The sequence below is a fragment of the Corallococcus sp. NCSPR001 genome (assembly GCF_017309135.1).
Taxonomy (GTDB): domain Bacteria; phylum Myxococcota; class Myxococcia; order Myxococcales; family Myxococcaceae; genus Corallococcus.
In genome coordinates this window covers 4297434-4322819 of the sequence record NZ_JAFIMS010000002.1, presented here as the reverse complement: position 1 = coordinate 4322819, position 25386 = coordinate 4297434, and the positions used below count along the sequence as shown (strand labels likewise).

The window sequence follows — 25386 nt, the reverse complement described above, 5'->3', positions numbered from 1 at the left end:
CCTCGCGGGATGAGCGGTGAAGTGAGTGCGACCCCGAAACAAGACAGTCACGGCGGGATGACAGGGTGCCCCCTCCCCGCTCAGCGGTGCGCCGTCGCGCCGCCAGCGACAGGGCCAGGGCTCTGCGCTCGTGTTGGAGGGTGCTCTTGTTCCTACCGGGGCAGGACGGTCGGTCGCACGGGGCTCACGGAGCGTCCGGGCGGCCGGACACGAGGCAAAAGCGCTCGCCAGGCCGCCTGCTTTTCAGCGCGGAATAAAGGCGGCAGCCTCGGGTCCTCGCCCACTGCTTGGACCTCGAAGAATGTCCTCTCCCCTGCTCCGCTGGGGCCTCGTGCTCCTCATCTGTCTGCTGGCACCCGTCGGGTTCGCGAAGGAAGCGAAGGTCCGCAGGGCCAAGGCGAAGACACCGCGCCTGGTGCGGATCCACAGCGGCCACCGGCTCCACCGCGACGCGGCGGCCGCCTTCGAGCGCATGGCCGCGGAGGCGCGCACGGCGGGGCAGCCGCTGCTCGTCACCAGCGGGTGGCGTTCGTATCAGCAGCAGCGCTTCCTGTGGCGCCGCTACCGCAAGGGGCTGGGCCCCAAGGCCGCGCGGCCGGGCCGCTCCAATCACAACCGCGGGCTCGCGGTGGACCTGGTGGTGGGCAGCGAGGAGGCGTCCCCCACGTATGACTGGCTCGCGGGCAACGCGTGCCGCTTCGGCTTCCGCCGCACCGTGAAGTCGGAGCCGTGGCACTGGGAGTACCGGCCCAGGAGCACCTCCGCGCCCGAGGCCGGAGAGGACTGCCTGGGCCGCCCCCTGGAGGTGGAGCCCGCGCCCGCCGTGGTCCGCCAGGACGCGAGCTAGGCCACGCGCGGCGGCAGCTCCACGATGAACCTCGCGCCGTGCCCCGGCTCGCTCTCGACGCGGATGCTTCCACCGTGCGCCTCGACGATGCGGCGTGTGATGAAGAGCCCCAGGCCGAGCCCTCCGTAGTTGAGGGAGGCGGCGCGCTCGAAGCGCTCGAAGATGCGGGCCTGGGATTCGAAGGGAATGCCCAGGCCGTGGTCCTCGACGATGAGCCGGGCCCTGTCCGCGTGCTTCACGACCTCCATCCGGATGGGGTGCCCCGCTCCGTACTTCATCGCGTTGGTCAGCAGGTTGAGCATGACCTGCTCCATCCGGAGGCGATCCCAGCGGCCCCAGACCGGCTCCGGGGCCACCAGCTCGAACTCGCAGCCCGCCTTCTGGAGCGACTCCGCGATGTGGCCCGCCATGTGCCGGGCGACCGTCACCAGGTCCAGCGCCTCGAGACGCAGGTCGATCCGCTTCTCGTGGACGCGTGAAACATCGAGCAGGTGGTCCGCCAGGTTCGACAAGCGTTGGAGCTGATCCTGGAAGACCTCCAGCATCCGCGTCACCCGCTCCGCGGACAGGGGCCGCGCCCCCGTGAGCAGCGCGGACTCCATCTGCTGCACCCGCAGCCGCATGGACGTCAGCGGGGTCTTCAGCTCATGGGAGGCAATGGACAGGAATTCATCCCGCGCGCGGATGGACTCCTGCGCCGAGCAATAGAGCCGCGCATTGTCGATGGCGAACGCGGCCCGGCGCCCGAGCTCCTCCGTCAACGTCAGGTCCTCCGGCGCATACGTGCGCCCCGGTGCGGGAGACAGGAGGTACAGCACGCCCAGGGGGCGGCCTCGTGCCTGGAGGGGCACCCCCAGCGAAGGGCGGTCCAGGAGCGGCCTCAGCGCCTCCGGCAGCGCCCTGGAATCCCACAGGCCCCGTGACGCTTCGGACACCTCTGAGACTCCCGTGGCCAACACCCGGGCCGGACCGTGAGGGGCGTTCGGGTCCGGCGGGTGGCGTCGCAGGAACTCCCGCACGCTCGCGGCACGGGCCGGCGACCGGTCCGCCACCGCCACCGCCGCAGGCCGCAGGCCCACGCCCTCCGTCCGCACGAAAAAGACACACAGCTCCGCCAGCAGGGGCACGGCCAGCTCGGCGACCCGCTGGAGCGTGATTTCAGGGTCGAGCGAGGCCACCAGCTCGCGGCTCGCCTCCGCCAGGAATCGCTGGGACAGCTCCATCCGCTTGCGCTCGGTGATGTCGGTGGCGATTCCGCAGAGCGCGTAGGCCACCCCGTTGGCGTCGAGCAGCGGGAACTTCTGCGTGAGGTGGATGTGGATCCCATCGTCGTGCAGGAGCCGCTCCTCCCGCTGCACCGGGGCCCGGCCCTGGAAGATGTCCCGGTTGGTCTCGTGCAGCGCCTCCGCGATGTCCCGGGGAAAGACATCGAGAGCCGTCTTGCCAGCGACCTCTTTCCGGGTGCGGTGGAAGAGCCGCTCCCACTCGCGGTTCACGAACAGGAAGCGCAGCTGCGTATCCAGCAGGAAGAACACGGTCGGCGCGTTGTCCAGGATGGCGCGCAGCCGCTGCTCGCTCTCCTGCAACGCACCCTCCGTCCGCTTCCGCTCGGTCACGTCGATCAGCACCGCGAGCGAGCGGACCATCTTCCCGGAGCTGTCCCGCTCCACGATGGCGGACAAGAGGACGTCGATGACCTCCCCGCTCTTCTTCACGAGCTGGTACGGCACGTCCCTGCACGACCCTGTTTTGTAATATTCGGGCAGGACGACCTCGCGGGCGTACCGCCGGGACTCCGGCGTGAGGAACTCCACCGACTCACGCCCGAGCACCTCCTCGCGCTCGTATCCCAGCGTGCTCAACCAGAAATCGCTGACGCTGATGAGCCGCCCGCGTGGATCGATGGATTGCATCATCACGGGCGTGCTGTTGTAGAGCGACCGGTACTTCTCCGAGCCCTCGCGCGCCGCGTCCTCGGCCCGCTTGAAATGGGTGACGTCGCTGATGACGGAGACGCCGCCGCGCACCCGGCCGGCCCCGTCGAGGACCGGACTGGAGCTGACGTGCAGCCAGGTCCCCGCTGGCCTCGATTCATTGCACAGGAAGACCTCCGCGCGGCTGACGGCCTCGCCTCGGAGGGCCTGGCTCATGGGCAGGAGCTCGGACGGATAGAGCGTGACCTGGTCCGGCAGGTAGAGCCCGTAATGCACCGGCCACCGGCCGACCAGTTCGTCGGTAGGCCCCATGCCCAGGATGTGTTCCCCCATCGGGTTGAGGAACACGAGGCGCTGGTGCTCGTCCGCCACCAGCAGCCCTTCGCCCATGCTGGCGAGCACGGCATCGAGGAGGCTGTCGTGCCCGGGCGGCGGGGCCCGCTGGGGCGGAGGCGCTGGGCTGTCGTGCAGGCGGGCCATGGGACGCGTGAAGGGGGCGGACTCTTCCCCCTTCAAGGATGGGGGCTCGCCCGCCCATGTGCCAGACGCCGCGCGCCCGGGGTTACTGGAGGGCTTCGAGCAGGGCCGCCTGGAGTGCCTTCCGGTTCTCGGGGAAGCGCTGGTTGGGATAGGGCCGGGCTCCGCTCAGGATGTCTTCGTACTGCTGGTACATGGGGTCGGAGCGTGCGGGCTCCTGCTGGTAGAAGGCACGGCTGGCCTGGAGCAGGTAGCGGGGCCGGGTGCCCTGGGGGCCGTCCTCGCTGAAGGCGATGAGGTTGCGCGTCGCGGGGGCCTGCATGAACGACGTGAAGGCGCGGGCGTCCTCCGCGCACGTCCCGGTGCAGTTCGCGTTGAGCACCAGCGCATCCACGAAGACCGCCGGAGCCGAGCCCGCGCCCAGCGGGACCGAAATCACTTCCGGGAGCGGCATGGAGGGCTGGGACTGGAGGATGTAGAACAGGCGCTCGGTGTAGCCCATGAAGCCGTTGGCCTGCTCCTGGGCGAAGGCCACCTCCGCCATCGTGTTGTCCGCGTAGCTGCCATCCAGGCACGGATTGACGCCCGCTTCGAGCGAGCAACTGTCGACGACGTCCGAGAACGCGCTCAGCGTCGGTGAGTCGAGCGGCAGCGAGATGGCGCGCGAGAGCGCATCCCCCGGATGCGTGTCCGCCCAGGCATCGATGTACGAGGAAGGCAGCGTCCAGCTCCCGTCGAAGTTCGCCGCCAGCGGGCGCTTGCCGGGAGAGGCCTCGCGGAGGATTCGCGCGAGCGAGGCGCTGTCGGTCGCGGACCGGATGTCCGGGGTCCGCGAGTAGACGACGTAGGTGCACAGGTAGGTGGGCACGCCGTACTTCTCGCCGCCAATGCTGACGGTCTCCTCCGCCGCGGAGTGCACGACGCCCGCCTCCAGCGCGACTGGTTGGATCCACTTCTTCTCCGCGAGCGAGCCAAGGATCAGCGTGTCCACCTCCACGACCTGGGCGGCCCCGGTCCCCGTGCCGAGCAACTGGTTCAGCGTCCCGCCCTCATCCAGGTCATAGACATCCAGGTTGGCGTCGAACACGACGTCCAGGTCGATGTCCGGATGGGCCGCTTCGAAGTCGGACTCCAACCGCTGCTCCAGGCGCGCGAAGCCGTCCCCCGCGGAGTCGGGGATGTATGGGAACAGGACCGCCTTCAGCGGACGCTTCGGAGTGGGGTCGGGATCGGAGGAGTCCGAGCAGGCGCTCAGGACCAGGACGGCGGGGCAGATCAAGGCTCTCCAACTCATTGCAGGTGACCTCTTCGTGGGGGTGCCCGCTGGAATGCGAGCGGTCGAGGCGGGATGATGACCGGGTGATGAGCGCTTCGAAACGGGTGATGGCGGTGCTGGTGTTCCTCGCGGCGATGCCCGCCTGGGCCGTTGATATATGCAACTTCGGAGGAGGGATTCTCCTCCCGCCGGTCTACGTCTGGCTTGGCATCGCCTGGATGATCGGCCTGGATGTGCAGGAGCCTCGCTCCGTGCAGATGGCCCTCGGGGGACTGGTCATCGGGGGGCTGCCCGCCCTGGGCGTGATCCTCTTCTGGCTGAGCAGTTCGTTTCACGAGTCGAAGCTGGAACATGAGACGCTGTTCTGGTGGTCCCTGGCGGCGCTCATCCTCCTGCTCACGTCGCACGTATGGGCCTTCTGGCGGCTCCTCAAGCGCGTTCCAACGAACAAGGGCCACAGCTGCCAGCCGTCACAGCCCTGAACCCTCCAGAGTGGCGGCTGCGTGGCCCGCGCCTAACGCCCCAAGAAGGCGCGCATCTCGGAGATGACCTCCGCCTGGCGCGGGAGCCAGAGGTAGTGCCCCGCGCCCGGGAGCGTCACGAGCTTCCAGTTCGGCAGGCTCTTGAGCAGGGCCTCCTGCTCGGCCTCGTGCTGGCGCAGCACCGGAAGGAAGACCCGGGCCCGCTCGCGCAGGTCCTCGGGGACGTTCTCCGACTTCGACAGGAACTCCACCCAGCCCGCGAAGGCCGTGTCATCGGAAATGGCCAGCACCGGGCCCCGCAGCTTCGCGTAGTCCGGCAGGGCCGCGCCCCGGATGCACTGCTCCGTCGCCTCCGGCAAGCGGCGGTAGCGCAGGTACGCTCCCGTGCCAGCGTCGAACTCATACGCTTGATCAATCTCATGCGGCGGGAACGGTCCGCCCAGGTCACGCGCCAGCAGCGCCGTCACCGCCTCGCGTGACGGCTGCCCGTCGAGCACGGTGAACGGCAACGGCGGCAGCGGACCGGGCTTCAGGAACCCGGCGATCTCTCCCCTGTTGTCCGTGGCATCCAGGAAGATGAACGCCTCCACGCGCTCCGGATGGTTCAGCCCCATCCAGTTCAGCTCATCCCCCGCGAGCGAATGCCCCACCAGCGTCGCCTTCGCGAGCCCCAGGCCGTCCATCGCGGCCAGCACGTCGTGCCCCAACGTCGCGCTGTCGTAACCGGTGGCCGGCCAGCTCGACGCGCCAAAGCCGCGCCGGGTGAAGGCATAGACGTGGTGCGTGGCGATGAACTCCGGTGCCAGCACGTCGAAGACGTGGGCCGTGCTGCCCGCGCCCGGTAGGAACACCAGCGCCGGCCCCTTGCCGCCAAAGTCGAGCACCTCCAGCTCGACCTCCTGCGCCACTCGCACCCGGCCCACCTGGTGCAGCGGGTCCGCCGGGCCGCCGGGCGGCGGTGACGGCGTGGTCGCACAGGCGGAGATCAACAGCACCCACGACAGACGAAGCCAGGACGTTCGCATGGGCGGAAACCTTTGCATGGTCCTCCGCGACAACGAAACGGACTCAAGTCTGAGAATCACGCTTGGCTTCAGCGTAATTTTCCAACCTTCACTGAATCCCCCCTTGGAGACAGATGATTCGCTCGAACTGGATGACGTGGTCCCCTGCCCTGTGGGTGTCCGCGGGCCTGATGCTGGCTGCGTGCGGCGGCCCGGAGGTGGAGGCTCCCGGGCCGGGAGTGTCTGCCATTGGCACGGTGGAGGGTGAAGCGAACTCGCCCATCTATGACCGGGCGCGTGCGTACGCCGCAGCCAATCCCAAGCGCGACGGCGGGTCGTGGAACCAGTGGTGCGGTTCGCTGATGGTCCGCTTCGGGCAGCTTCCGGACTCCGCCGTGCGCCCCACCGCCATCGAGGCCTACCGCGCTTCGCGCATCGTCTCGACGGACGCGTCGAAGGCGCTGACCGGGGCCTTCCACTGGTGGGACATCGGATCCGCGGGCCACGTGGGCGCGGACCTGAACGGCGGCGGTGGCACGGTGTTCATGGCCACGTACAACCTCTCCCAGTCGTGGGGGGATGCGATTGGCGTCAACAGCGTCTCCGGCTACTCGTCGAAGACGGGCGCGCGCTACCTGGGCTGGTCCATGGACTACGCGGGCGGGAAGATCGCTGGCGGTGGCCAGGCTCCGGGCGGCGGCTCCAGCAGCCTGCCGCAGACGACCACCGAGTTCGACGGCATCCCGGGTGAGATCTATTACAAGCGCATCCAGACGGTGGGCCAGCGCGACTACGGCTACACGGGCCCCATCGACGGGGTGACGGGGCCAATCACGGAGAAGCTCCGCGTGCGCATCACCGCGCGCGAACTGAACCGGCGCGGCAGCCCTCGCACCTCCGCCGAGGACGATGGCATCCCCGGCTCCATCTACTGGACCCGCGTGCAGACGGTGGGCCGCGCTTTCGGCTACACCGGCCCCATCGACGGCGTCCCCGGCGCGAACACGTACAAGGCCGAGCATCAGATCTGCGCGTACGCCGTCAACCGCGCGTTCTGATCCCGCCCGGTGCCCCACGGCGCGGTGCGTGAACCGCGCCGTGAAAAGCCATGTCCCCGCTCCTCCCCGGTCGCCATTCGCGGCGGCCTCGGGGTAGCCTGCGGGCCTCTCCACGGAAGAGGGGGCCCATGCGCGTTGTACCGTCTGTCCTGGAATCCGTCACCGTTCACGCCGAGGGCGCGCTGTGCACGCGCGCGTTCGTGCTCTCGCCCGAGAACGGACACCTGCCCGGCCAGGTCCGCATCGACGGCCTGCCGCTGTCCCTGCGCACGGGCTCGCTGCGCGCCCGGGTGGTGGAGGGCCCGCCGGACCTCCTCGTCCGCGACCTGAAGCCCACGTTCGATGTGCGGGTGCCGCCGGAGTCGGAGCTGCCCGCGGAACAGCACGCGCTCGAAGCGGCGGAGGCCACGCTGGCCGCCGTGCATGGCCGGCTGGAGCGGGTCCGCGCGGAGATCGCGGCGCTGCGCGGCCTGACGCCCACCTGGCCGGCCGTGCGCAAGGGCCATCCCCCGCGCGAGGCCCCCCTGTCCTCGATGTTGGCCCTCACCGGCTTCGTCGAAGCGGAGCTGGCGGAGCTGCAGGCCCAGGAGCTGGACCTGGCGCGCCAGCACCGCGACGCCACGAATGAGCTGGAGCTGCGCCGCCGCCGCGTCCAGGAGCTGTCCTCCGCGCGGAGCGTGGACCGGGCCCGGCTGTTCCGCGCGGCGCTGCTGACGCTGTCCGGCCCCATCGCCGCGAACGCGGACGCGCGCCTGGTGCTGGAGTACGCGGTGGCCGGCGCGCGCTGGGTGCCCACCTATGACCTGCGCCTGCCGCGCACGTTGGAGGAAGGCACGCTGCGCATGCGCGCCGCCGTCGTCCAGCGGACCGGCGAGGACTGGATGGGCGTGCGGCTGGCGGTCTCCACCGCGAGCCTGGAGCGGCGCGCGGAGGTGCCGGAGCTCAAGTCGCTGCGCATCGGACGCAGCCAGCCCGTCCCCGCGCGCTCGGGGTGGCGTGAACCCGCGCCCGGCCTGGAGGAGCTGTTCGCGGGCTACGATGCCCTGCACATCGCCCGCCCGGAGCCGGTCCCCCCCAAGCCTCAACCGCCGCCCATGCCGGTCATGGAGAGCGCGTACGAGCAGGAGGAGCGTTACAAGGAAGCGGCCTCATTCGGTAGCGCGCCCGGAGCAGCGCCCAGCGTGTCCGCGCCTCCTCCGCCCATGGCGCCAGCCCCCAAGGCCTCGGGGGCCTTTCTGGGAGGGGCGCGTCCCTCGCGCAATGTCACCAGCGGCGGCCCGGCACCGAGCATGCCTCCCCCCCGCGGCGGTGGCGGCATGGACCGCCTGCGCAGCAAGAAGCGCGCGGTCGAGGAGGACGACTTCGATGGCGCCCCGATGGCGGATGAGTTGTTGGATGAAGAGGGCGGCGCGGGCGATGAGCTCGGGCGCGCGGCGGGCGTGGAGCCGGCGGACCGGCTGTTCGACTACGACTCGCTGACGCTGGCCTCCGCGGCCTCACCGGCGGAGCGCGGCCGGTTGCGTCCCCGCTCCGCGCTCGTCTCCCAGGCGATGCTGTCCATCACCTCGGTGAACGTGCAGGTGGAGGTGGTGCGCCTGGAGGCCCAGGCCTTCGTCATCGCCGAGTCCGTGAACAGCGTGGCGCCGCCCACCTGGTCCGTGCCGCCCCATGACTCCGCCCGCCACTTCGACGCGCGCTTCGACGCGGAGGCCGTCGCGGACGTGCCGTCCGACGGCGCGTGGCACACCGTGCCCATGCTGACGGTGCCCCTGGAGCTCAAGGCCGAATACGTGTGCGTGCCCTCCGTGGAGCCGCGCGTCTTCCGCACGGTGCGCCTGGACAACGCCTCCCCGCATCCGCTGCTCGCGGGGCCGGTGGACGTGACGCTCGGTGACGAGTTCCTGATGACGTCACCCATGCCCACGCTGGGGCCGGGCGAGACGCAGCGGCTGGGGTTGGGCGTGGAGGAGGCGCTCCAGGTGGCGCGCAACACCCGCTTCGACGAAACCTCGGGCGGCATGTTCGGCAACAGCACGGTGCTCACGCACCATGTCTCCGTGGAGGTGGCCAACCACCTCTCCCGCGCCGCGAACATCGCCATCTCCGAGCGGATCAGCGCGGTCCCCGAATCGCAGAAGGACATCAAGGTGGAGGAGGCGGAGGTGGCGCCGCCCTGGCAGAAGCCCACGCCGCTGCCGGGTGAAGAGGCGGTGGAGGGCGAGCGGGTGTGGCGCGTGAGCGTCCCCGCGGGAGAGAAGCGTTCGATGAAGGCGACGTGGGTCGTGAAGCTGCCCGCCAGCAAGATGCTGAACGGCGGGAACCGGAGGACGTGATGCGCACTTCCATTCTGTTGCCCCTGATCAAGGTGACGGTCCTGGAGGACCGGGCGCTCGTCGAGCGCAGCGGCACGGTGAAGCTGCCCCCGGGCCCCAGCCGCCTCGTGGTGGACGGGCTGCCGGCGGTGGCGGTGGACCGCTCGCTCCAGGCGAAGCTCGCCGGCGGCATGGTGACCCAGGCCAGCCTGCGCCGCTCGATGCGCGCGGTGCTGCCCGAAGCGCTGCGCGAGCACCACTCGGAGCTGGCCCGCCGCGCCTTCGAACGCGAACAGGTGCTGGCGCGCGCCCAGGCGGAGATACGGCGCCTGGAGGCGAAGCACGGCCTGCTGGAGACCGCGCGCCGGGACATCCTCCGCGCCATCTCCGAGCGCACCGGCGCGGGAGAGGCGGATCCCGCGAAGTGGAAGGAACAGCTCGCGACGGTCCGCCAGGAGCAGACCGCGACCGACGATCAACTGCGGCAGGCCCGCCGTGAGCTGGGACGCCTGGAGCGGCAGCACATCCAGGAGACCCGCGACCTGATGTCGCGCACGGAGGTGCCGGAGCCCACGCTGGACGTGCGCGCCGAACTGGACGTGAGCCACGCCGCGGGCGGTGAGGCGACGTTGACGCTCAGCTACCTGGTGCCGTGCGCCGCGTGGCGGCCGGCCTACCGCGCGGTGCTGGGGCTCGCGGAGTCAGCGTCCTCGGTGACGTTGGAGTGCGAGGCCGTGGTCTGGCAGAACACCGGCGAGGCGTGGAAGGACGTGACGCTTGCCTTCTCCACGGCGAGGCCCACGCTGGGCGCCACGCCGCCCCGGCTCACCGAGGACTGGCTCTCCCTGCGGGAGAAGACGTCGCGCGAGAAGCAGGTGGTGGACGTCTCCATCCGTGAGGAGTCGCTCCAGGAGACGGGCGAGGCGGGAACGACGAAGGCCGCGGACGCGCTGCCCGGCATGGACGACGGCGGAGAAGCGGTGACGCTGTCCGCGCCGCACAAGGCGACGGTGCCGTCGGACGGCGAGGCGCACCGCGTGGCGCTGTTCACGTTCACGTCGCCGGCCACGTCGGAGCTGGTGGCCTGTCCGGAGCAGTCACCGCTGGTGCACCGCGTGGCGAAGTTCGACAACACGGGGCCGGCGGTGTTGCTCGCGGGACCGGTGGACCTGGTGCGCGCCAACGGCTACGTGGGCCGCGCGCAGCTCAAGTTCGCGGGCCGGGGTGAGCGCCTGAAGCTGGGCTTCGGCAGCGAGGACTCGCTGCGCGTGTCGCGGCAGGTGGACGTGGGCGAGGAGGTCGCCCGCATCACCGGCCGGCGCACGCGCACGCAGAAGGTGAAGCTGTTCGTCTCCAACATGGGCGCGAAGCCCGCGGCGCTCGCGGTGGAGGAGCGCATGCCGGTGTCGGAGGTGGAGGCCGTGGAGGTGGCGCTGCTCAAGGACGCCACGAAGCCCGCGCCCACCAAGGTGAGCGACGAGGGCATCGTGCGCTTCGAGTTGAGCGTACCGCCGCGCTCCCGTCAGACGGTGGCCTTCGGCTTCACGGTGGCCAGCGCCGCGAAGGTCTCGGGCATCTAAAGAATCGCCACGCCATGCCCTTCGCGACGAGGTCCGGCCGCCGCATCCACTATGAGGTCCAGGGCCATGGCCCTCCCCTGCTGCTCCTGCACGGCCTGCTCCAGTTGGGCTCGCACTGGTCGCTCAAGGGGTATGTGCCCGCGCTGACGGACGCGTACACGGTGGTGACGTTCGACTCGCTGGGGCATGGCCAGAGCGACACGCCGCACGACCTGGAACCCTACGCGCTGAGGCATCGCGTGGAGGACGCGCTGTCGGTGCTCGACACGCTGTCCATCGACCGGGCGCATGCGTGGGGCTATTCGATGGGCGGCTGGACGGTGTGTGGCCTCGCGGCCTTCGCGCCGGAGCGGCTGGCGTCGTATGTGGTGGGCGGCTGGGATCCGGTGGTGGGTCTGCCCGTGGCCTACGCGGCCCTGGAGAAGCAGCTCAAGCCTGGGACAACCGTGGACTGGTTCCAGATGCTGCTAATGGGAGCACGGCGCGCGCCAGAGCTGGCGGAGGCCATCGACGCGGGAGACCTGGACGCGCTCCGGCTGTGCCTGAAGGCCTGTGAGACGTCGGCGGGCCTGGATGAGGCGCTGGTGGGCTCCAGCAAGCCGGGGCTGCTCTACTGCGGCGCGATGGACCCGTACCACGACTCCATGAAGGCCGTGGCGCGGCGGGCCGGCGCGGCATTCGCGACCATCGAGCACGCCGACCACGGCGGCGCCTGGGCGAAGGCGCCCAAGGTGTTGCCGCACGTGCTGCCGTTCCTCGAATCCGTCACACGACGTTGAGCTTGAAATGACGCAGACGTCCGCGAACGAAAAGCTGGCGGAGATCCTCCGCGCTCACGGCCTCCCCATCCAGGAAGAGGAGGAATGGCTCCGCGTGGGTCCCGGGGGCCCACGTTTCCAGGCGACGCTCATCGACACGCGGACCGAGCCGGGCAGCTGCACGCGACAGCTCGACGTCTGCCTGGAGCCTTGGACTGGCCGGTGGGTCTTCGAGTCCGTGGGAGGCTTTGGCACGACGGAGACGGAGGCCTCGAACGATGCCCTGATGAATTTCGTCCGGGCGAGCCTGCACGTGCTCCTGTCCGCCTTCGTCCGTCCTCCCGACGAGCACGTCACCGTCGCGACCTGGCGGGTCGGTGGCATCGACCGGAAGGTCATCCTGGGCAATGTCATCACCCGAGGCGACCATCCCGGCCCGAAACTCGAGGAGTCGTGGTTCAAGGCCTTCGAGAGCGCCCTCCGGTCGCTGCCGCTGACCTCCGGTACCCATTGGGTGCGCGTCTATTACGCCCAGATGGATGAGAAGCGGATGGCGCTGGAGGTGCTGCTCGACAACGAGCCGTGGCAGGCGCTGGCGGATCAGCTCGAGACCGCCTCCTGGCCCGCTGCCCCCGGGTTCCTCAGCCGGAGGCTGTTCCTGGTGCTCCAGGGCGGCGTGGACGTGAGCCGCGCGGTCGCGGCTTGGTTTGACGTTCCCGAGGACGGCGATCCGATTGCACTCCTCCAGGAACAGGGCGCGACCCGACTAGAAGCGGAGAAACTCGACGCGTATCTGCCCCTGGCCTTTGGCGAGCCCGTGATGAAGAAGCTGGGCGCGGAGTCTTCGCGCACGGCCGAATTCACCGCCAATCCTCCGATTGTCCAGCGAACCGTGGTGTTGGCGGAGGATCCGCTGTGGCGCGATGCCGTCCATCTGGCGGAGCAGGCCTTCCAGGGGAATACGGCCCTGACGCGCGAGCAACTGATCCGCCTCTCCACTTCTGGAGCGACGGTCCGAGTCCTCAACGACTTCCTGAATCAGGGCTCGGACCCCAAGGACCTCCAATTCACTCCGCCACTCATCACGCTCTCGCCCAAGGCGATGGCGGAATGGTTGAAGTCCGAGCCCTTCGTGTCGCCTCCCGTCGCTACACCCGCGGCCCTCGCGATAGTCACGATTTCCGAGACGCCCACGGCCCCCCGGCGTCCCTGGTGGAAGTTCTGGTAGCGGCCCTGATCAATTCGCGGGCTGGATGGCGATCACCCGGACGTCGAAGTCCTTGCAAGCGTCGTCCTTGCAGACGCCGTTGAGCCACGCTTCGCCCTGGCCGAACATCACGCCGTCCGTGTTGACGAAGAGGTCCGCGTATCGCTGCCGGGTGATGACCTTGGCGATGGCCGGAGTGACGATGACGTCGTAGTGCCTCACGAACGCGGCTGCGTCTGGCAGCTTCACCTTCCTGCCGCCCACGGTCGCGGTGAAGGGATACGCCACCAGGGCGGCCACCGTCTTCGCGTCGTGCGCGGCCACCGCCTTCTGGAACGTCGCGAAGGCCTGTTCGTACTTCGCGGGCTCCCCGAGGATGCGCTGGATGCGGGCGTTGACGTCGGCGCTTCCAGCATCCGGCGCCCCGGTGACGACGTTGGGAGCGGCTGCCACCGGTACTTCAGCGCGCTGACAGGAGGCCGATGACACGAGTACAAGGGCGGCCAACCGCGTGGGCTTCGTCTGCATGAGTTCCCCCCGCCAGGTCAGGCTGCGCTCTCTCCTGGCAAAGACAAACTCTATCGAGCCCGATACGTCTCAGCGCACGCCTTGGACCAGCGTCCATAGCTGGCGTCTCGCGGCCGACTGCGGGACTCGCCGGAATAGTGCATCGCGGACAAAGCGCGCGGCTCCATTCTCCCACTGGGCCACACGTCCCACCTGATGTGAGCGTACGACCAGCGCATTGGCACGCTTCACGCGGCGGGCTTCGTATGCGCGCAGTGCGTCCTCCACGCTGCCCGGCGCCGCGAGACATTCTGCCAGCACCACGCCGTCCTCGATGGCCTGACAGCCGCCCTGCCCCAGGTTCGGCGTCATCGGATGCGCGGCGTCCCCCAGCAGCGTCACGCGGCCCCGGCTCCACTGGCGCACCGGCGGACGGTCATGGATGTCCGTGCGAAGGACGCGTTCGGGCGGCGTCGCCGCGAGCAGCTTCGCGATGGGCGCGTGCCATCCCGCGAAGCGCTCCTGGAGGACGGCGAGCGTCTGTCCCGGCGCGTCCTCCGCACCCGCGGGCGCATTCAGCGTGGCGTACCAGTACACCTCGCCATGACCGATGGGCACGATGCCGAAGCGGGCCCCGGGGCCCCACGTCTCGGTGCACTGTCCCGCCTCCACGAGGTCCGCGCCCGGGCAGACACCGCGCCAGCTCGTGTAACCGGAGTAACGCGTGGGCTGCGCGCCCAGCAGCCCGGTCCGCACGGCGGAGCGCAGGCCATCCGCGCCCACCAGGACATCGCCGGTGACGCGCTCCCCACGGGACAGCGTCACCGTGACGCGGGCGCCGTCATCCTCGAAGCCCGTCACACTGACGCCCAGCCGCACGGCCTCCTCCGGGCCCGCGTGAGCGCGAAGAACGGCCTGGAGACGCGCGCGGTGCACGGACACCATCGGGATGCCCAACTCCTCCTGGAGCGACCGCACATCGACGGCGGTGATTCGGGCGCCTGTCGAATCGAGGATGAGGGTCCGCTCGGCGCGCTCGCCCTCCGCGACCACCGCGTCACACAGGCCGATGCGCCGCAGCGCGACCGCGGCGTTCATCTGCACGATGATGCCCGCGCCCACCGGCCGCAGGGCTTCGGCACGTTCGAACACCGTGGCGCGAAGGCCCGCGCGCTGGAGGGCACAGGCCAGCGTGAGGCCTCCAATGCCTGCTCCGGCGATGAGGACGTGGCGGGGGGATGCGGACGTCATGGCGGCCTCCGGTCAGGCCGGCGCCACGGGTCACCCGAACCAGCGGCCGGCGTCAGGCGCGAAGACTCGCACGCGTTCGAGCAGCGACGCTGGCAGGCGGGCCTGGAGCGTCGCGTGGACCTGCGCGGGGCTGTAAGCCTGGCTGAAGTGCATCAGGACCAGGGCCTCGTTCTGGAAGCGGTCCGCCATGGAGGCGATCTCCTCCAGGTGGATGTGGGCCCGCTCCTGGGCATCGCGCACGGTGCGCTCCGCGTCGATGAACGTGCACTCGAGGATGAGCACGCGGCTGTCGAACAGCGACGGCTGGCGCTCCAGCACGTTGGAGAGGGTGTCCGTGCAGTAGGCCAGCTCCAGGCGTTCGACTTCATCGAACAGCGGCTCACCGGCCTGACGGCGGCGGCCAATCTCCGCCGGAGGCAGCTCGCGGAACTCGGGCTTGAGCTTCGCGACGCGGCGCAGGAACTGGTAGCCCAGCGACGGCACGGGATGGTGCGTGCGAAACGCGCGGACCCACACGTCCTGCTGCACCTTCACGGTGTCACCGGGGCGAAGGGGAACGGTGCGGACCTCCGACTTCATCCGGTGCAGGCGCCCCAGGGCCGCGAGCGCCTCCTGCACGGGCGCCTCGATCTCCGCCGGCAGGTAGACGAACGGAGGCCCCTTTCCCACGAGCGCGCGGATGCCCAGGAGCGAGCCCAGCGCGCTCGCATGGTCCGCATGCCCGTGGCTGAGGAAGATGCGGTCCGTGGTGGCGAAGGAGCGGATGGGGATGCCCGCGTCGAGCAGCACCCCCAGCTCCGGCACCAGGAGCGACGTGTACACGCCGCCCACGGACACGCCGCGCACGGTATAGGGTCCCGCCTGCACCTCGGTCAGCATGCGGGAAAGCTTATGCGGACTTCGGAAGGAAGGCGTTCGTGCGGTTGATTCCACCGTGGACATGGCTGCTCACGGGCACGGTCCTCTTGCAGGCATGCGGAGGCGCGCACAGGCGGGGGCAGTACGACTTCGACAGCGCGACGAACGCCTGCAGGACGCAGCCTGCCTACTGTGCCCAGGTCGCGGGAGAAGAGTCGCGGCTTCCCAGGGCCGTGCGCACCGTCGCGACAGCGGGAAGCTCCGCCGCTGCGGCCGTGAAGATCCTGGATGCCGCTCTGAAGCAGCAGGTGCAAGAGGCGCTTAAAGAGTGCGCGGACAAGGCGCGAACAGAGGTCATTCTCGCGAACTTCGGAACCCGGAGCCCGACGCCGTTGGAGTGCAGAGAGCAGGTCCGCGACGCGCAAGGCCGGTCCGTCACCCGGGCCATGAAGCTCGGGGATGACATGCACCGGGTCGCCTTTATGTGCGCGGAGGAGAAGCTCAACAAGCTCCGCCCGGGCGGTTTCAGTCTGGAGCCCACGTATCTTTACGACCTGGACAGCGGGAAGATCACCTGGCTGTCACCCGTCGAAGTGGCTCGCATCCGGCAGCGAGGCAGCCTGGGAGAATTGAAGGGGTCTCTCGTTCCCGATGTGGTGCTTCACGCCGGTGACCCGGCTCAGGTCCAAGCCGTATATGACTTCAAGTTTCCCTGTGCCGACATCACGCGCCGGGCAGAATGGCGGAAGTACCCCGAAGGCCATCCCTATTTCGGCAGCGACCAAGGTGCCATGTATCTTCAGGCCTTCAGCTTGGAGGAAGTGATGCTGGTTCAGCCCTATCTCGGAGCAAGTCTCTAGCGATGACATCTCCAAGACTGCAGATCATGCGTAAGAACAGGGCCGTCACGCAGGAGGACATAAGCGTCTGCTTCTATCTCCCCAAGCCCACGGCCGAGGTCTCACAAGCCATCTCGCTGTCTCTTCAACGCTTCGTCGATGCTATCGGCAGCCATGCGCTCAACTATTACCTTGGGGAGGACGGAGAGTATCAGGAGCTGGATGATGCCGCATGGGCTACCATTCGCACGAAGATCCATCATCCGATTGCACCCTCTGTCCTGCTTACGAATGATGCGCGCTACCCGGAGAAGTTCGAGTTCGAATACCTGGGTAAAGACATCCATGCAGCCATCTTCCGTCGCGCACCGGGGCCCGTCACCGCGGTTCGCTTCATCGTTCCTCTGTCCTGGATGAAAGCTCACGGGGCCGCCCGTGTCCGCGAGCTGGCGCTGGCTCTGGCTGCGCCGCTGCCATTCAGCTCAGGGCACGCGGGACTGTCCGTCACCGGCTTCCTGGGTGTGGGTTCCGTCACTTCAGAAGTGGTTCCCCAATTGGTCCAGTATCCCGGAGTTGACCTCACTGAGCCGGATCTGACCTCTTGGGATATCGGCACCCGTCTGCGCGTCCCGCATTGGATGACGTTCATTGGCGATCCTTCGCTGGGCGCCATGGGCGGCGTGGACTTCCTGCGCTCCCAACTCCAAGTGCCCGGCACCACCGTGGAAGCCCTGGATGCGTCCCGAGCCGTTGTCACCCTGGGCCCCGAGCCACTCGCCGGCGGTCCGGACCAAGCGCTTCCGGCCTACCGGGAGCTGGCCCGGGTCCTTGAGCCCTGGGCCTTCCACGCCACCCGGCGCCCCGCGGGCTTTCCCGAGGACGTCTTCTTCAAGTGGGACCGCCGGTTCCTCGACTGAACCGGCGTCCCCTCTTCGCACTTCAGTTCTTCGCGCGCTCGTACTGGTGCGGCCACAGCACGTCCGCCCGCAGCTCCTTCGCGGCGCGCAGCGGCCAGTACGGATCCCTCAACAGCTCTCGCGCCAGGAAGACGACGTCCGCCTGGCCCGTGGCCAGGATGTGCTCGGCCTGGTACGCGGAGCGGATCATCCCCACCGCGCCCGTGAGCAGGCCCGCCTCCTTGCGCACCTGCTCCGCCAACTGCGTCTGGTAGCCCGGCCCCACCGGGATCTTCGCGTTCGGCACCACGCCGCCGGACGAGCAATCCAGCAGGTCCACGCCCTCCTTCTTCACGAGCTTCGCCAGCGCCACCGAGTCCTCCGGCGTCCAGCCGCCCTCCACCCAGTCCGTCGCGGAGATGCGCATGAAGAGCGGCAGCGACTCCGGCCACTTCGCACGCACGGCGCGCGTCACCTCCAGCGCGAAGCGCGTCCGGTTCTCGAACGTGCCGCCGTACCTGTCCGTCCGCTTGTTGGACAGCGGCGACAGGAACTCGTGCAGCAGGTAGCCGTGCGCCGCGTGCAGCTCGATGACCTGGAACCCCGCCGCCTTCGCGCGCACCGCCGCGTCCGCGAACGCCTTCACGATGCGCTGGATGCCCGCTTCATCCAGCGCGGTGGGCACCGGGTAGCCTTCCTCGAACGCCTCCGTCGTGGGCCCCAGCACCTGCCAGCCGCCATGCTCCGGGTCCACGCGCTTGCCCGCGTCCCACGGCCGGGGCGTGGAGGCCTTGCGGCCCGCGTGCGCCAACTGCACGCCAGACGCGGCGCCGTTCTGGTGCATGAAGCGGTTGATGCGCGCCAACTGCTCCACGTGCGCGTCCTTCCACAGCCCCAGGTCCTGCGGCGAGATGCGGCCCTCCGGCTCCACCGCCGTGGCCTCCGTCACCACCAGCCCCGCGCCGCCCACCGCGCGGCTGCCCAGGTGCACCACGTGCCACTCGTTCGCGAAGCCATCGTCGCTCGAGTACTGGCACATGGGCGAAACCACCACGCGGTTGCGCAGGGTGATGTCCCGCAACTTCAAGGGGGAGAACAGCTTGCTGCTCATGTCGGGTCCTTTCGGGGAATCGAAGGGGTCTGCTCCGGCAGCCCCAGCGCCGCGCGCACCTGGGCCGTGTTCCTGCCCAGCCAGTGCCGGCGGTGGTTCTCCTGCGTCGTGAGGCTGCGCGTCTCCATGCGGTCCACGTAGAGCGTGCCGTCCAGATGATCCAGCTCGTGCTGGATGATGCGCGCGTACCAGCCGCGCGCGGACACCGTCACCGGCTGCCCGTTCTCATCCAGCGCCTCCACCCGCACGCCGCGCGCCCGGGCCACCAGCGCCGCGAAGCCGTTCACGCTCAGGCAGCCCTCGTGGAACTCCACCGGCGTGGGGTCTTCCACCACCAGCTTCGGGTTGATCAACACGTGGAAGGCCACCGGCGAGCGCTCCCGCAGCGCCAGGTCCGCGGGCGACGCGCCGGCCTGGTACTCGGCGCGGTCCTCGATGACCACCAGCCGCAGGCCCACGCCCACCTGGGGTGCCGCGAGCCCCACGCCGGGCGCGTCCCGCATCGTGTCGCGCATCAACTGGATGAGCCGCCGCGTGTCCTCACTGCCGACTTCTTCCGGGGTCAGGTCCCGCGCGCGCTGGCGCAGCACCGGCTCCCCCGCCTGGACGATCTTGAGCACCATGGTGGCCCCACCGTAACAACCGCTCTCCCGCCGCGCCGCATCGCCGAGGGGACGACAGGGGCCTGGCCGCCCGGTTCCCCACGAAGAGGGCAGCCCCTGGCGTGGAGGGGTGCCACTGACGGTAGGCTGTGTCGCACCATGGCTCGCCGCAAGAAGGCCGACGAAACCTCCGCGCGCGTGCGCAACCTGCTCGCCCTCGACGCCGCCGGCATCATGCGCCGGCTGGCCGCACGCCGGGAGGAGATGTTCCTCCTCTTCTCCCGCCTGCGCAGCCGCGGCCCGCTGGTGGAGACGGTGGCCTCACGCTACGCGGACGGCGCCTTCGCCCAGCTCATCCACCTGACCGAACAGGAGCAGGCGGTGGTGGACCACTTCTACGGGCGCCTGGATGAACTGCGCTGGTACTTCACCTACACCGAGGACATGCCCGGCACCGCGCACCAGACCTTCAGCGCGCTGCACCGCCGCCTGGAGGAGAGCTACCGCCTCTTCGTGGAGACCCTGGGACTGCCCGTCCAACCCGACGGCGTGCGCGTGGTGAACGCGGAGGCCGTGCGTCAGGAGGACCCGGCCCCGGAAGGAGCGCCCGTGGCGCTCGCCCCGCTGCCCCGCCGCCGCGGCGCGCCGCCCGCCTGACGCTCAGGCCGCGGAGGCTTCCGCGCGGGCGTCAGCGGCCGACATTCCGGGCGCCGCGGGCTTCACCAGCCGCTTCATGGACGCCTTGCCCACGATGATGTCCACCATCTTCCGCGCGCGCGTCCAGACGCTCTCCTGCACGTAGGGGATGCCGTACTTCTCGCAAAGCGCCTTCACGTGCGGCTGCGCCTCGCGGTACTTGAGCATCGGCAGGTCCGGCCAGAGGTGGTGTTCAATCTGGTAGTTGAGCCACAGGTGGGCGTAGTCGTTGACGTCGCCGCCCGTGCGGTAGTTCGCGCTGCCCACCACCTGCTGCACCATGCGCTCGGCCTTGTTCGTGGGCGCGGAGTCGAAGCGGTAGAGGTCCTCGCCGGTGTGGTTGGGGCCCACCACGAAGAACGTGTGCAGGTTGGTGACGACGTCCGCCATCACGGAGTTGCAGAACACGCTGAACGCCGCCCACGGGGACACCAGCAGGAACGCCGCCGGGTACAGCCCGAAGAAGACGGTCGCGTACGGCAGGTAGCAGCGCGTGAAGAGCTCCCACAGCTCCGCGCGCGTCAGCGCCCCACCCTCGCGCCGGCCCTTGCGGCGCAGCGAGCCCAGCGTCTCCGGAGCGTAGTAGCTGGCGCGCCAGGTGACGGCCAGCAGCGCCAACTGCACGTAGCGCAGGACCAGCGGCCGGCCGGTGTCGCGCAGCGAGCCCTCCGCGTTGCGCTCCAGCAGGTCCGGATCCGCCTCCTCGCCGGTGTGCGAGTGGTGCAGCACGTTGTGCTCGAAGACCCACGCGTCCGGCAGCATCCAGTCCAGCCAGTCCACGAACCGGCGGTGGCCCTTCGCGAAGCCCTTGCTGGTGCGCGACGCGGGCATGCCCGGCACGCGGTCATAGCCCCGGTGCCCCACGTGGTGCATGAGCAGCCAGCGCGTGGAGCGGCCCAGGCCCAGCGCCACCGCGGAGAGCGGGTTGGGGGCGATCCACGCCGTGGCCACGCCCAGCACCGACGCGACCTTCCCCCAGCGCTCCATCTTCCGCAGGTGCGCGGCGTCCGCTTCACCCAGGTTCGCGTCCAGCCGGGCGCGCAGCTCCTTCAGCTCCCGGTAGAAGCCCTCCACGTCCACGGAGGCCAGGTCGAAGTCGGGGGCAGCGCGGGACATGCGAAGGAACTCCTCGGGAGCGGGACGGGGATCACGGCCGATGCGGGCCGCACGGTAGCCTCCACCCGCCCTGACGCAAAGCGTCCCGTCCCGCTCACCCGCCCGCCGGGCGACGGGGCAGTACCAGCTTCGCGACCAGCACCTGCAACACGTCGCCCTTCTGGTTGCGCGTCTCGCTGCGCACGGTGGCGATGCCGCGGTCCGGCCGCGTGCGGGACGGGAGGATCTCCAGCACCTCGCTCTCCACCTGGAGGATGTCCCCCGGGCGCGTGGGCCTGGGCCAGCGGATGTCCCCGCCCGCCCCCACGATGCCGCCCTTGAAGGGTAGACCGCTCTGCACGTTGAGCTTCATGGTGAGGGCGGCCGTGTGCCAGCCGCTCGCCGCCAGCCCTTCGAACAGCGTGTCCTTCGCCGTGGCGTCGTCCAGGTGGAAGCCCTGCGGGTCGAACTCCCGCGCGAAGGCGATGATCTGCGCCGCGTCCAGCGCGTGCGTGTCGCTGAAGAACTTCTGCCCCACGGACAGGTCGTCCAGGAACAACTCCCGGCGCCCACCCTCTTGCGTCGATGCCATGCCCGCGTCCCTTCGTATTGATTACGACCATAATACGTCCAGACATGGGCCGCTCGTCCAAACGTTGAACATCGCGCGCCCGCGCCGCCCGACACACGCCGAAACGATCAGCGCCCGCGGCCCGTGGAGTATGAGCAGTGCGTGCCTCTCTCCTGCTTGCGCCGTCACCTGTCCGTCCTCGCCGTGGCCCTGACGGGCCTGGGCGCCCCCATGGCCCACGCCGACGAGGACACGCCCGTGTCCACCGCCCAACGCTCCGAGGTCGGAGACGTGACGGTGGAGGGCGCGAACAAGACGCGGTCGTCGACGGTGCGCTCGTTCGGCCAGGTGGACGTGGGCGACGCGGTGGACAGCGACGAACTGGAGAAGGTGGAGCGGCGCCTGCTGGCCACCGGCCTCTTCCAGGAGGTCCGTGTCAGCACCGAGCCGATGACCGACGGGCGCGTGCGGCTGGTGCTGCGCGTGAAGGACAAGGCGTCGTGGGTGGTGGCGCCCACGGTGGCCCTGTCCTCCGCGAACACCGGCGGCGGGCTGCTCTACGCGGAGAACAACCTGGGGGGCCGCGCGAAGAAGTTCGCCGTCGCCGCGCAGGTGAGCACCGGCGAGAGCGGCCTGTACGTGGGCTTCCTGGATCCGGTCCTCTTCGGCCTGCCGCAGCTCAAGTTCAGCCTGGAGGGGCAGCTCAAGAGCGACCGCGTGGACGAGTACAGCATGGACCCCAGCGAGGATGACCCGGAGATCCTCCGGCGCACGCGCTTCAACTCCGCGTCCATCAGCTCCGAGCTGGGCTTCATCCTCTTCGAGCGCGTGCGCGCGGCGGCGAAGTACCGCCTGTCCAGCATCGACGCGAAGTCTCCGGACCCGGAGAAGCCGGTGACGGTGCCGCCCTTCTCCACCGGCCCCGCCATGCGGGACACGTCCCTGCGCCTCATGGTGGGCCTGGACTCGCGCCAGACGCTGCACGCGGTGACGGAGGGGCTCAACCTGGAGGCCTCCTACGAGGTGTCCAGTCCGGGCGTGTGGAGCGAGTTCGACTACCGCAAGTTCGGCCTGCTCTACCGCCACGGCATCCGCTTCTTCGAGGAGAACAACCTGGTGCTGCGCGGCGAGCTGGTCCTGGGCACGGACCTGCCCTTCCACCAGGAGTTCGTGATGGGCGGCACCACGCTGCGCGGCTTCCAGTACCGGCAGTTCCGCGGCGACAGCCGGCTCACCTTCACGGCCGAGTACCACTTCCCCCTCTTCAAGGTGAAGTCGCTCGCCTTCCGCGGCGTGGCCTTCTCCGACTCAGGGGCCGTCGCGTGGCGGGACGTGCCCGAGGATGGGCTCCTCATCGACGCCAACGGCCGCGTCATCCGCGACTACCTGCGGGAGACCATCACGGGCCAGAACCCCATCACCTTCGCCCAGGGCGTGGGCGGAGGCCTGCGGCTTTACCTCAACAACGTCGTGCTGCCCCTGTTGGGCGTGGACGTCGCCTACGCCGTCAACTCCGGCCAGGTGCGCTTCTACCTCGTGGCCGGAGTGACGCCCTCCTGAAGGCGGGCGCTGCTAGCCGGCGCGGGCAGCGCTCGCGTCCACCTCCGGCTCCGGAGCCGGCACCACGCCGGGCCACGCCTCCGGCGGCAGGTCCAGGCTGAACGGCGGCGACTCGCCGCGCACCGTCCACCAGAGCGCCTTGTCCGCGCACAGCGCCTGCGCGATGCGGCCGGACGTCGTGCGCACGCGCTCCACGACGGCCTGGTGCTCCTCCGGCGTCTGCGCCTCCAGCATCGCGACGACGTTGTCCCAGACGCGCTGCCGCCACACGATGAGCATCTGCATCACCGCCCGCTCCACCACGGGGCGGCTGAAGGGCACGCGCAGCAGCAGCCGCGTGGACGCGCACCGGTAGCGCTCCGCGAGCAGGTCCAGGCACTCCGGGATGCACGAGCGGAGGATCTCGTTCACGTGGAAGTAGTCGTGCCGGTAGCGCGCCATGCGGCGGGCATCCGCCGGCGGCGACTGGTGCGCGATGTTGTCGTAGACGACCATTCCCAGGTCGTGGTTGATGTGGGCGCTCACGCCCAGGAGCGCGTCCTGGTACGGCTGCGTGAGCCCCTGGGCCGGGTAGTGCGTCGCGAAGCGCCACGCCGCGGTGGGCAGCGGCAGGTTCTTCAGCGAGTCCCGCACCGCGATGAGCGCCTCTTCCGCGAAGCGGCCCGTCAGGTGGGACAGCCACTCGGGTTCGAGGAAGCCGCCCGCGTCGTCGCGGCTCAAGAGGTGGACGACCTTCCGCGTGACGATGGCGTAGATGTCCAGGAAGATGGCGCGCGAGTCATTCCGCGCGTTCAGCCGGGCGAGGATCTTCTCCAGCCCTTCCAGCGCCTCCTCCGCGTTGACGGGATTCCAGAGCACGTCATCCAACCGGATGGGCCCCTGCGCGTCCGGGGCCTTCGTCTCGTGGAGGTGAAGCGACTGGGAACGCTGCGACCGGTGAGCCGAGGGGGAGGCCGGTGAAACATTCATGGACTGACGCTCCGCGGGGTGGGGGAACGACTTCACATGAAAGCTTATCTGAACCGGAACTTCCTGTGACACCCGCCCCCCCGGAAGAAGCGTGATGTTTCACCGGACCCCCGCGTGTGGACACTCACGCGGGGGGCCATTGTCACACCGCCGTCAAACTCAGGGCGCCGTGCCTTCACTCACGGTGCCACCCGTCCTGCCCAGCACGTACTTGGCCAGCGCCAGGGCGTTGTTCTCGTCGACGAGGGACTCGTAGGTGGGCATCTGCGTGCCGGGCTTGAAGGACTCCGGGTTGCGGATCCACTTCGCCACCTCCTCCGGAGCCTTGCCCTTGGCGCCCTGGAGCTTGGCCTCGTAGGCCTTGCCGGGGGCGTGGCAGGTCGCGCAGCCCAGGGAGCTGAACATCTTCTCCGGGTCGTTGGACGGCTCCGCCTTGGGGCGGCCACCGGCGGGCGGCGGCACCACGGTGTCGTTGGGCTTCATGGAGCGCAGGAAGGTGTAGATGGCGGTGAGCTCCGCGTCGTCCGCGTAGCGGTACTTGGGCATGGGCGCGCGCAGGATGTGGCCCGCGGGCGTCACGCCCGTGCGCATGGCGTGCTTGAACTCGTCCAGCGTCCACTTGCCGATGCCGGCCGTCTCGCTGACGGTGATGTTGGGCGACAGCAGCTTGCCCTCGCCGCCCAGCGGCACCATGTCGAACTCGAAGCCGCCGCTCAGCACGGTCTCCGGCTTCTGCAGCTTCGCGGCGCTGCCCTCGAAGCCCGGCGAGTGGCAGAAGACGCAGTCGTAGACGCTGGCGGACACGTAGCGGCCGTACTCCACGGAGTCCGCCGCCTTCGCGGGCACGGGCACCACTTCCGTGCGGCCCTTGTCGTTGATGCCCATGGCGAAGGAGAACACCATCCGGCCCATGGGGGTCAGCGTGGAGCGCGGCGGCTGGGTCTTCTCCGGCGCGAAGTCCGGGTGCCCCGAGCGCATGAACCCGATGACCGCCGCCAGGTCCTTGTCACCCATGTTGGGGAACGCGGGCATGGGGCGCACGTGGTGGTTCTTGTCGATGGCGTTGATCACCATGCGGGCGATCTCCTGGTCCGTCCAGGCGCCCACGCCCTTCTCCGGGTCGGAGGTGATGTTCGCGGAGTAGAACGTGCCCAGCTCTGGCGGGAAGTCGTGCATCCGCACGCCCGTGGGCTTGGTGTTGCCGCCGCCCGCGTGACACTCCGCGCACACCGCGCGGAACACCTGCTCGCCGCGCGCGATGCCCTCCGGCGAGCTGTCGCGCGTGATGTTGGGCAGCGCGACGTTCTCATACGTCTTGTTGATCTTGTGGGTGGCCACGCCCATGGCGGTGCCCGCGCCAATCAGGACCAGGGCGACCAACGCACCAATGGCGATCAGGATCTTCTTCATCATGGGGAACGCTTCTCCGGATGAACGGGGACGTCACACGGCGCCGCCGTCCGCTCCACGGGGAGGAGTGGACGGCAGCGCCGGCG

Annotated in this window: 23 protein-coding genes; 11 read left to right on the top strand and 12 right to left on the bottom strand. The window is 69.6% G+C overall.

What is annotated here, in order from left to right; genetic code table 11:
• The first annotated feature begins 301 nt into the window (after window positions 1–301).
• Window positions 302–847, top strand: a complete 546-nt coding sequence (locus JYJ93_RS19585) for a M15 family metallopeptidase (protein WP_206793472.1) — start codon at window positions 302–304, stop codon at window positions 845–847.
• Here JYJ93_RS19585 and JYJ93_RS19580 read toward each other — a convergent pair.
• Both JYJ93_RS19580 and JYJ93_RS19575 read right to left on the bottom strand, forming a co-directional pair.
• Complete coding sequence (locus JYJ93_RS19580) at window positions 844–3261, bottom strand: PAS domain-containing sensor histidine kinase (RefSeq protein ID WP_242543863.1); 2418 nt, start codon at window positions 3259–3261, stop codon at window positions 844–846. The two genes, JYJ93_RS19585 and JYJ93_RS19580, sit on opposite strands and share 4 nt — an antisense overlap.
• Window positions 3262–3343: 82 nt before the next feature.
• On the bottom strand, window positions 3344–4552 hold the full coding sequence (locus JYJ93_RS19575; protein WP_206793470.1) for an extracellular solute-binding protein: 1209 nt from the start codon (window positions 4550–4552) through the stop codon (window positions 3344–3346).
• Between the two features lie 68 nt (window positions 4553–4620).
• On the opposite strand from JYJ93_RS19575, the gene JYJ93_RS19570 reads away from it, so the two are divergent.
• Complete coding sequence (locus JYJ93_RS19570; RefSeq protein ID WP_206793468.1) at window positions 4621–5016, top strand: hypothetical protein; 396 nt, start codon at window positions 4621–4623, stop codon at window positions 5014–5016.
• 32 nt (window positions 5017–5048) lie between these two features.
• On the opposite strand, the gene JYJ93_RS19565 is transcribed toward JYJ93_RS19570, so the two are convergent.
• Window positions 5049–6041 (bottom strand): alpha/beta hydrolase, encoded by a 993-nt coding sequence (locus JYJ93_RS19565; protein ID WP_206793466.1) that lies wholly within the window; start codon window positions 6039–6041, stop codon window positions 5049–5051.
• A 113-nt stretch (window positions 6042–6154) separates the two neighbouring features.
• Between JYJ93_RS19565 and JYJ93_RS19560 the strand changes: the two genes are divergently transcribed.
• The 5 genes from JYJ93_RS19560 (at window position 6155) to JYJ93_RS19540 (ending at window position 12956) form a co-directional block, all read left to right on the top strand.
• The gene (locus tag JYJ93_RS19560) at window positions 6155–7078 is read left to right on the top strand and encodes a hypothetical protein (RefSeq protein WP_242543862.1); all 924 of its coding nucleotides are present in this window, start codon (window positions 6155–6157) and stop codon (window positions 7076–7078) included.
• A 128-nt stretch (window positions 7079–7206) separates the two neighbouring features.
• On the top strand, window positions 7207–9411 hold the full coding sequence (locus JYJ93_RS19555) for a DUF4139 domain-containing protein (protein ID WP_206793464.1): 2205 nt from the start codon (window positions 7207–7209) through the stop codon (window positions 9409–9411).
• Window positions 9411–10970 (top strand): mucoidy inhibitor MuiA family protein, encoded by a 1560-nt coding sequence (locus tag JYJ93_RS19550; protein ID WP_206793463.1) that lies wholly within the window; start codon window positions 9411–9413, stop codon window positions 10968–10970. The genes JYJ93_RS19555 and JYJ93_RS19550 overlap by 1 nt, the downstream gene beginning before the upstream one ends.
• 14 nt (window positions 10971–10984) lie before the next feature.
• Window positions 10985–11749: an alpha/beta hydrolase gene (locus tag JYJ93_RS19545; RefSeq protein WP_206793461.1), complete on the top strand. Its 765-nt coding sequence runs from the start codon at window positions 10985–10987 to the stop codon at window positions 11747–11749.
• A 7-nt stretch (window positions 11750–11756) separates the two neighbouring features.
• Window positions 11757–12956 carry a DUF6348 family protein gene (locus JYJ93_RS19540; RefSeq protein ID WP_206793459.1) on the top strand — a complete coding sequence of 400 codons (1200 nt, stop codon included), beginning with the start codon at window positions 11757–11759 and terminating at the stop codon, window positions 12954–12956.
• Between the two features lie 9 nt (window positions 12957–12965).
• Here the strand turns inward: JYJ93_RS19540 and JYJ93_RS19535 are convergent, their stop codons facing one another.
• The 3 genes from JYJ93_RS19535 to JYJ93_RS19525 all read right to left on the bottom strand — a co-directional run bounded on the left by JYJ93_RS19535 (window position 12966) and on the right by JYJ93_RS19525 (window position 15572).
• Window positions 12966–13388: a hypothetical protein gene (locus JYJ93_RS19535; RefSeq protein ID WP_206793457.1), complete on the bottom strand. Its 423-nt coding sequence runs from the start codon at window positions 13386–13388 to the stop codon at window positions 12966–12968.
• Between the two features lie 144 nt (window positions 13389–13532).
• Window positions 13533–14693 (bottom strand): FAD-dependent monooxygenase, encoded by a 1161-nt coding sequence (locus tag JYJ93_RS19530; protein ID WP_206793455.1) that lies wholly within the window; start codon window positions 14691–14693, stop codon window positions 13533–13535.
• A gap of 30 nt (window positions 14694–14723) precedes the next feature.
• Window positions 14724–15572, bottom strand: coding sequence for an MBL fold metallo-hydrolase (locus JYJ93_RS19525; protein WP_120574262.1), 849 nt, complete (start codon window positions 15570–15572; stop codon window positions 14724–14726).
• 212 nt (window positions 15573–15784) lie between these two features.
• On the opposite strand from JYJ93_RS19525, the gene JYJ93_RS19520 reads away from it, so the two are divergent.
• Together JYJ93_RS19520 and JYJ93_RS19515 are read left to right on the top strand one after the other, a co-directional pair.
• On the top strand, window positions 15785–16411 hold the full coding sequence (locus tag JYJ93_RS19520; RefSeq protein WP_269012459.1) for a hypothetical protein: 627 nt from the start codon (window positions 15785–15787) through the stop codon (window positions 16409–16411).
• Between the two features lie 26 nt (window positions 16412–16437).
• Window positions 16438–17307 (top strand): type VI immunity family protein, encoded by an 870-nt coding sequence (locus JYJ93_RS19515; protein ID WP_206793454.1) that lies wholly within the window; start codon window positions 16438–16440, stop codon window positions 17305–17307.
• Window positions 17308–17329: 22 nt separating this feature from the next.
• On the opposite strand, the gene JYJ93_RS19510 is transcribed toward JYJ93_RS19515, so the two are convergent.
• Together JYJ93_RS19510 and def are read right to left on the bottom strand one after the other, a co-directional pair.
• On the bottom strand, window positions 17330–18397 hold the full coding sequence (locus JYJ93_RS19510) for an NADH:flavin oxidoreductase/NADH oxidase (protein ID WP_206793451.1): 1068 nt from the start codon (window positions 18395–18397) through the stop codon (window positions 17330–17332).
• On the bottom strand, window positions 18394–19020 hold the full coding sequence (def, locus tag JYJ93_RS19505) for a peptide deformylase (protein WP_206793449.1): 627 nt from the start codon (window positions 19018–19020) through the stop codon (window positions 18394–18396). Before def ends, JYJ93_RS19510 begins: the two co-directional genes overlap by 4 nt.
• Before the next feature lie 138 nt (window positions 19021–19158).
• Here def and JYJ93_RS19500 point away from each other — a divergent pair, with 138 nt between their 5' ends.
• Entirely contained in the window at window positions 19159–19656 is a 498-nt protein-coding gene (locus JYJ93_RS19500) for a hypothetical protein (RefSeq protein WP_206793447.1), read from the top strand.
• 3 nt (window positions 19657–19659) lie between these two features.
• Here JYJ93_RS19500 and JYJ93_RS19495 read toward each other — a convergent pair whose 3' ends face one another.
• Together JYJ93_RS19495 and JYJ93_RS19490 are read right to left on the bottom strand one after the other, a co-directional pair.
• Entirely contained in the window at window positions 19660–20811 is a 1152-nt protein-coding gene (locus JYJ93_RS19495) for a fatty acid desaturase (RefSeq protein ID WP_206793445.1), read from the bottom strand.
• 94 nt (window positions 20812–20905) lie between these two features.
• Window positions 20906–21382, bottom strand: a complete 477-nt coding sequence (locus JYJ93_RS19490) for a MaoC family dehydratase (protein ID WP_206793443.1) — start codon at window positions 21380–21382, stop codon at window positions 20906–20908.
• A 210-nt stretch (window positions 21383–21592) separates the two neighbouring features.
• Here JYJ93_RS19490 and JYJ93_RS19485 point away from each other — a divergent pair, with 210 nt between their 5' ends.
• Window positions 21593–22921, top strand: a complete 1329-nt coding sequence (locus tag JYJ93_RS19485; protein ID WP_242544533.1) for a BamA/TamA family outer membrane protein — start codon at window positions 21593–21595, stop codon at window positions 22919–22921.
• A 12-nt stretch (window positions 22922–22933) separates the two neighbouring features.
• Here the strand turns inward: JYJ93_RS19485 and JYJ93_RS19480 are convergent, their stop codons facing one another.
• Together JYJ93_RS19480 and JYJ93_RS19475 are read right to left on the bottom strand one after the other, a co-directional pair.
• Window positions 22934–23890 carry a DUF5995 family protein gene (locus JYJ93_RS19480; protein ID WP_206793439.1) on the bottom strand — a complete coding sequence of 319 codons (957 nt, stop codon included), beginning with the start codon at window positions 23888–23890 and terminating at the stop codon, window positions 22934–22936.
• 159 nt (window positions 23891–24049) lie between these two features.
• Complete coding sequence (locus tag JYJ93_RS19475; protein WP_206793437.1) at window positions 24050–25303, bottom strand: cytochrome c; 1254 nt, start codon at window positions 25301–25303, stop codon at window positions 24050–24052.
• Window positions 25304–25386: the final 83 nt, after the last annotated feature.

Coding starts and splice junctions, on each gene's coding strand:
- JYJ93_RS19585 (WP_206793472.1), top strand. CDS start 302: ATGTCCTCTCCCCTGCTCCGCTGGGGCCTCGTGCTCCTCATCTGTCTG.
- JYJ93_RS19580 (WP_242543863.1), bottom strand. CDS start 3,261: ATGGCCCGCCTGCACGACAGCCCAGCGCCTCCGCCCCAGCGGGCCCCG.
- JYJ93_RS19575 (WP_206793470.1), bottom strand. CDS start 4,552: ATGAGTTGGAGAGCCTTGATCTGCCCCGCCGTCCTGGTCCTGAGCGCC.
- JYJ93_RS19570 (WP_206793468.1), top strand. CDS start 4,621: ATGAGCGCTTCGAAACGGGTGATGGCGGTGCTGGTGTTCCTCGCGGCG.
- JYJ93_RS19565 (WP_206793466.1), bottom strand. CDS start 6,041: ATGCGAACGTCCTGGCTTCGTCTGTCGTGGGTGCTGTTGATCTCCGCC.
- JYJ93_RS19560 (WP_242543862.1), top strand. CDS start 6,155: ATGATTCGCTCGAACTGGATGACGTGGTCCCCTGCCCTGTGGGTGTCC.
- JYJ93_RS19555 (WP_206793464.1), top strand. CDS start 7,207: ATGCGCGTTGTACCGTCTGTCCTGGAATCCGTCACCGTTCACGCCGAG.
- JYJ93_RS19550 (WP_206793463.1), top strand. CDS start 9,411: ATGCGCACTTCCATTCTGTTGCCCCTGATCAAGGTGACGGTCCTGGAG.
- JYJ93_RS19545 (WP_206793461.1), top strand. CDS start 10,985: ATGCCCTTCGCGACGAGGTCCGGCCGCCGCATCCACTATGAGGTCCAG.
- JYJ93_RS19540 (WP_206793459.1), top strand. CDS start 11,757: ATGACGCAGACGTCCGCGAACGAAAAGCTGGCGGAGATCCTCCGCGCT.
- JYJ93_RS19530 (WP_206793455.1), bottom strand. CDS start 14,693: ATGACGTCCGCATCCCCCCGCCACGTCCTCATCGCCGGAGCAGGCATT.
- JYJ93_RS19525 (WP_120574262.1), bottom strand. CDS start 15,572: ATGCTGACCGAGGTGCAGGCGGGACCCTATACCGTGCGCGGCGTGTCC.
- JYJ93_RS19515 (WP_206793454.1), top strand. CDS start 16,438: ATGCGTAAGAACAGGGCCGTCACGCAGGAGGACATAAGCGTCTGCTTC.
- JYJ93_RS19510 (WP_206793451.1), bottom strand. CDS start 18,397: ATGAGCAGCAAGCTGTTCTCCCCCTTGAAGTTGCGGGACATCACCCTG.
- def (WP_206793449.1), bottom strand. CDS start 19,020: ATGGTGCTCAAGATCGTCCAGGCGGGGGAGCCGGTGCTGCGCCAGCGC.
- JYJ93_RS19500 (WP_206793447.1), top strand. CDS start 19,159: ATGGCTCGCCGCAAGAAGGCCGACGAAACCTCCGCGCGCGTGCGCAAC.
- JYJ93_RS19495 (WP_206793445.1), bottom strand. CDS start 20,811: ATGTCCCGCGCTGCCCCCGACTTCGACCTGGCCTCCGTGGACGTGGAG.
- JYJ93_RS19490 (WP_206793443.1), bottom strand. CDS start 21,382: ATGGCATCGACGCAAGAGGGTGGGCGCCGGGAGTTGTTCCTGGACGAC.
- JYJ93_RS19485 (WP_242544533.1), top strand. CDS start 21,593: ATGGCCCACGCCGACGAGGACACGCCCGTGTCCACCGCCCAACGCTCC.
- JYJ93_RS19480 (WP_206793439.1), bottom strand. CDS start 23,890: ATGAATGTTTCACCGGCCTCCCCCTCGGCTCACCGGTCGCAGCGTTCC.
- JYJ93_RS19475 (WP_206793437.1), bottom strand. CDS start 25,303: ATGATGAAGAAGATCCTGATCGCCATTGGTGCGTTGGTCGCCCTGGTC.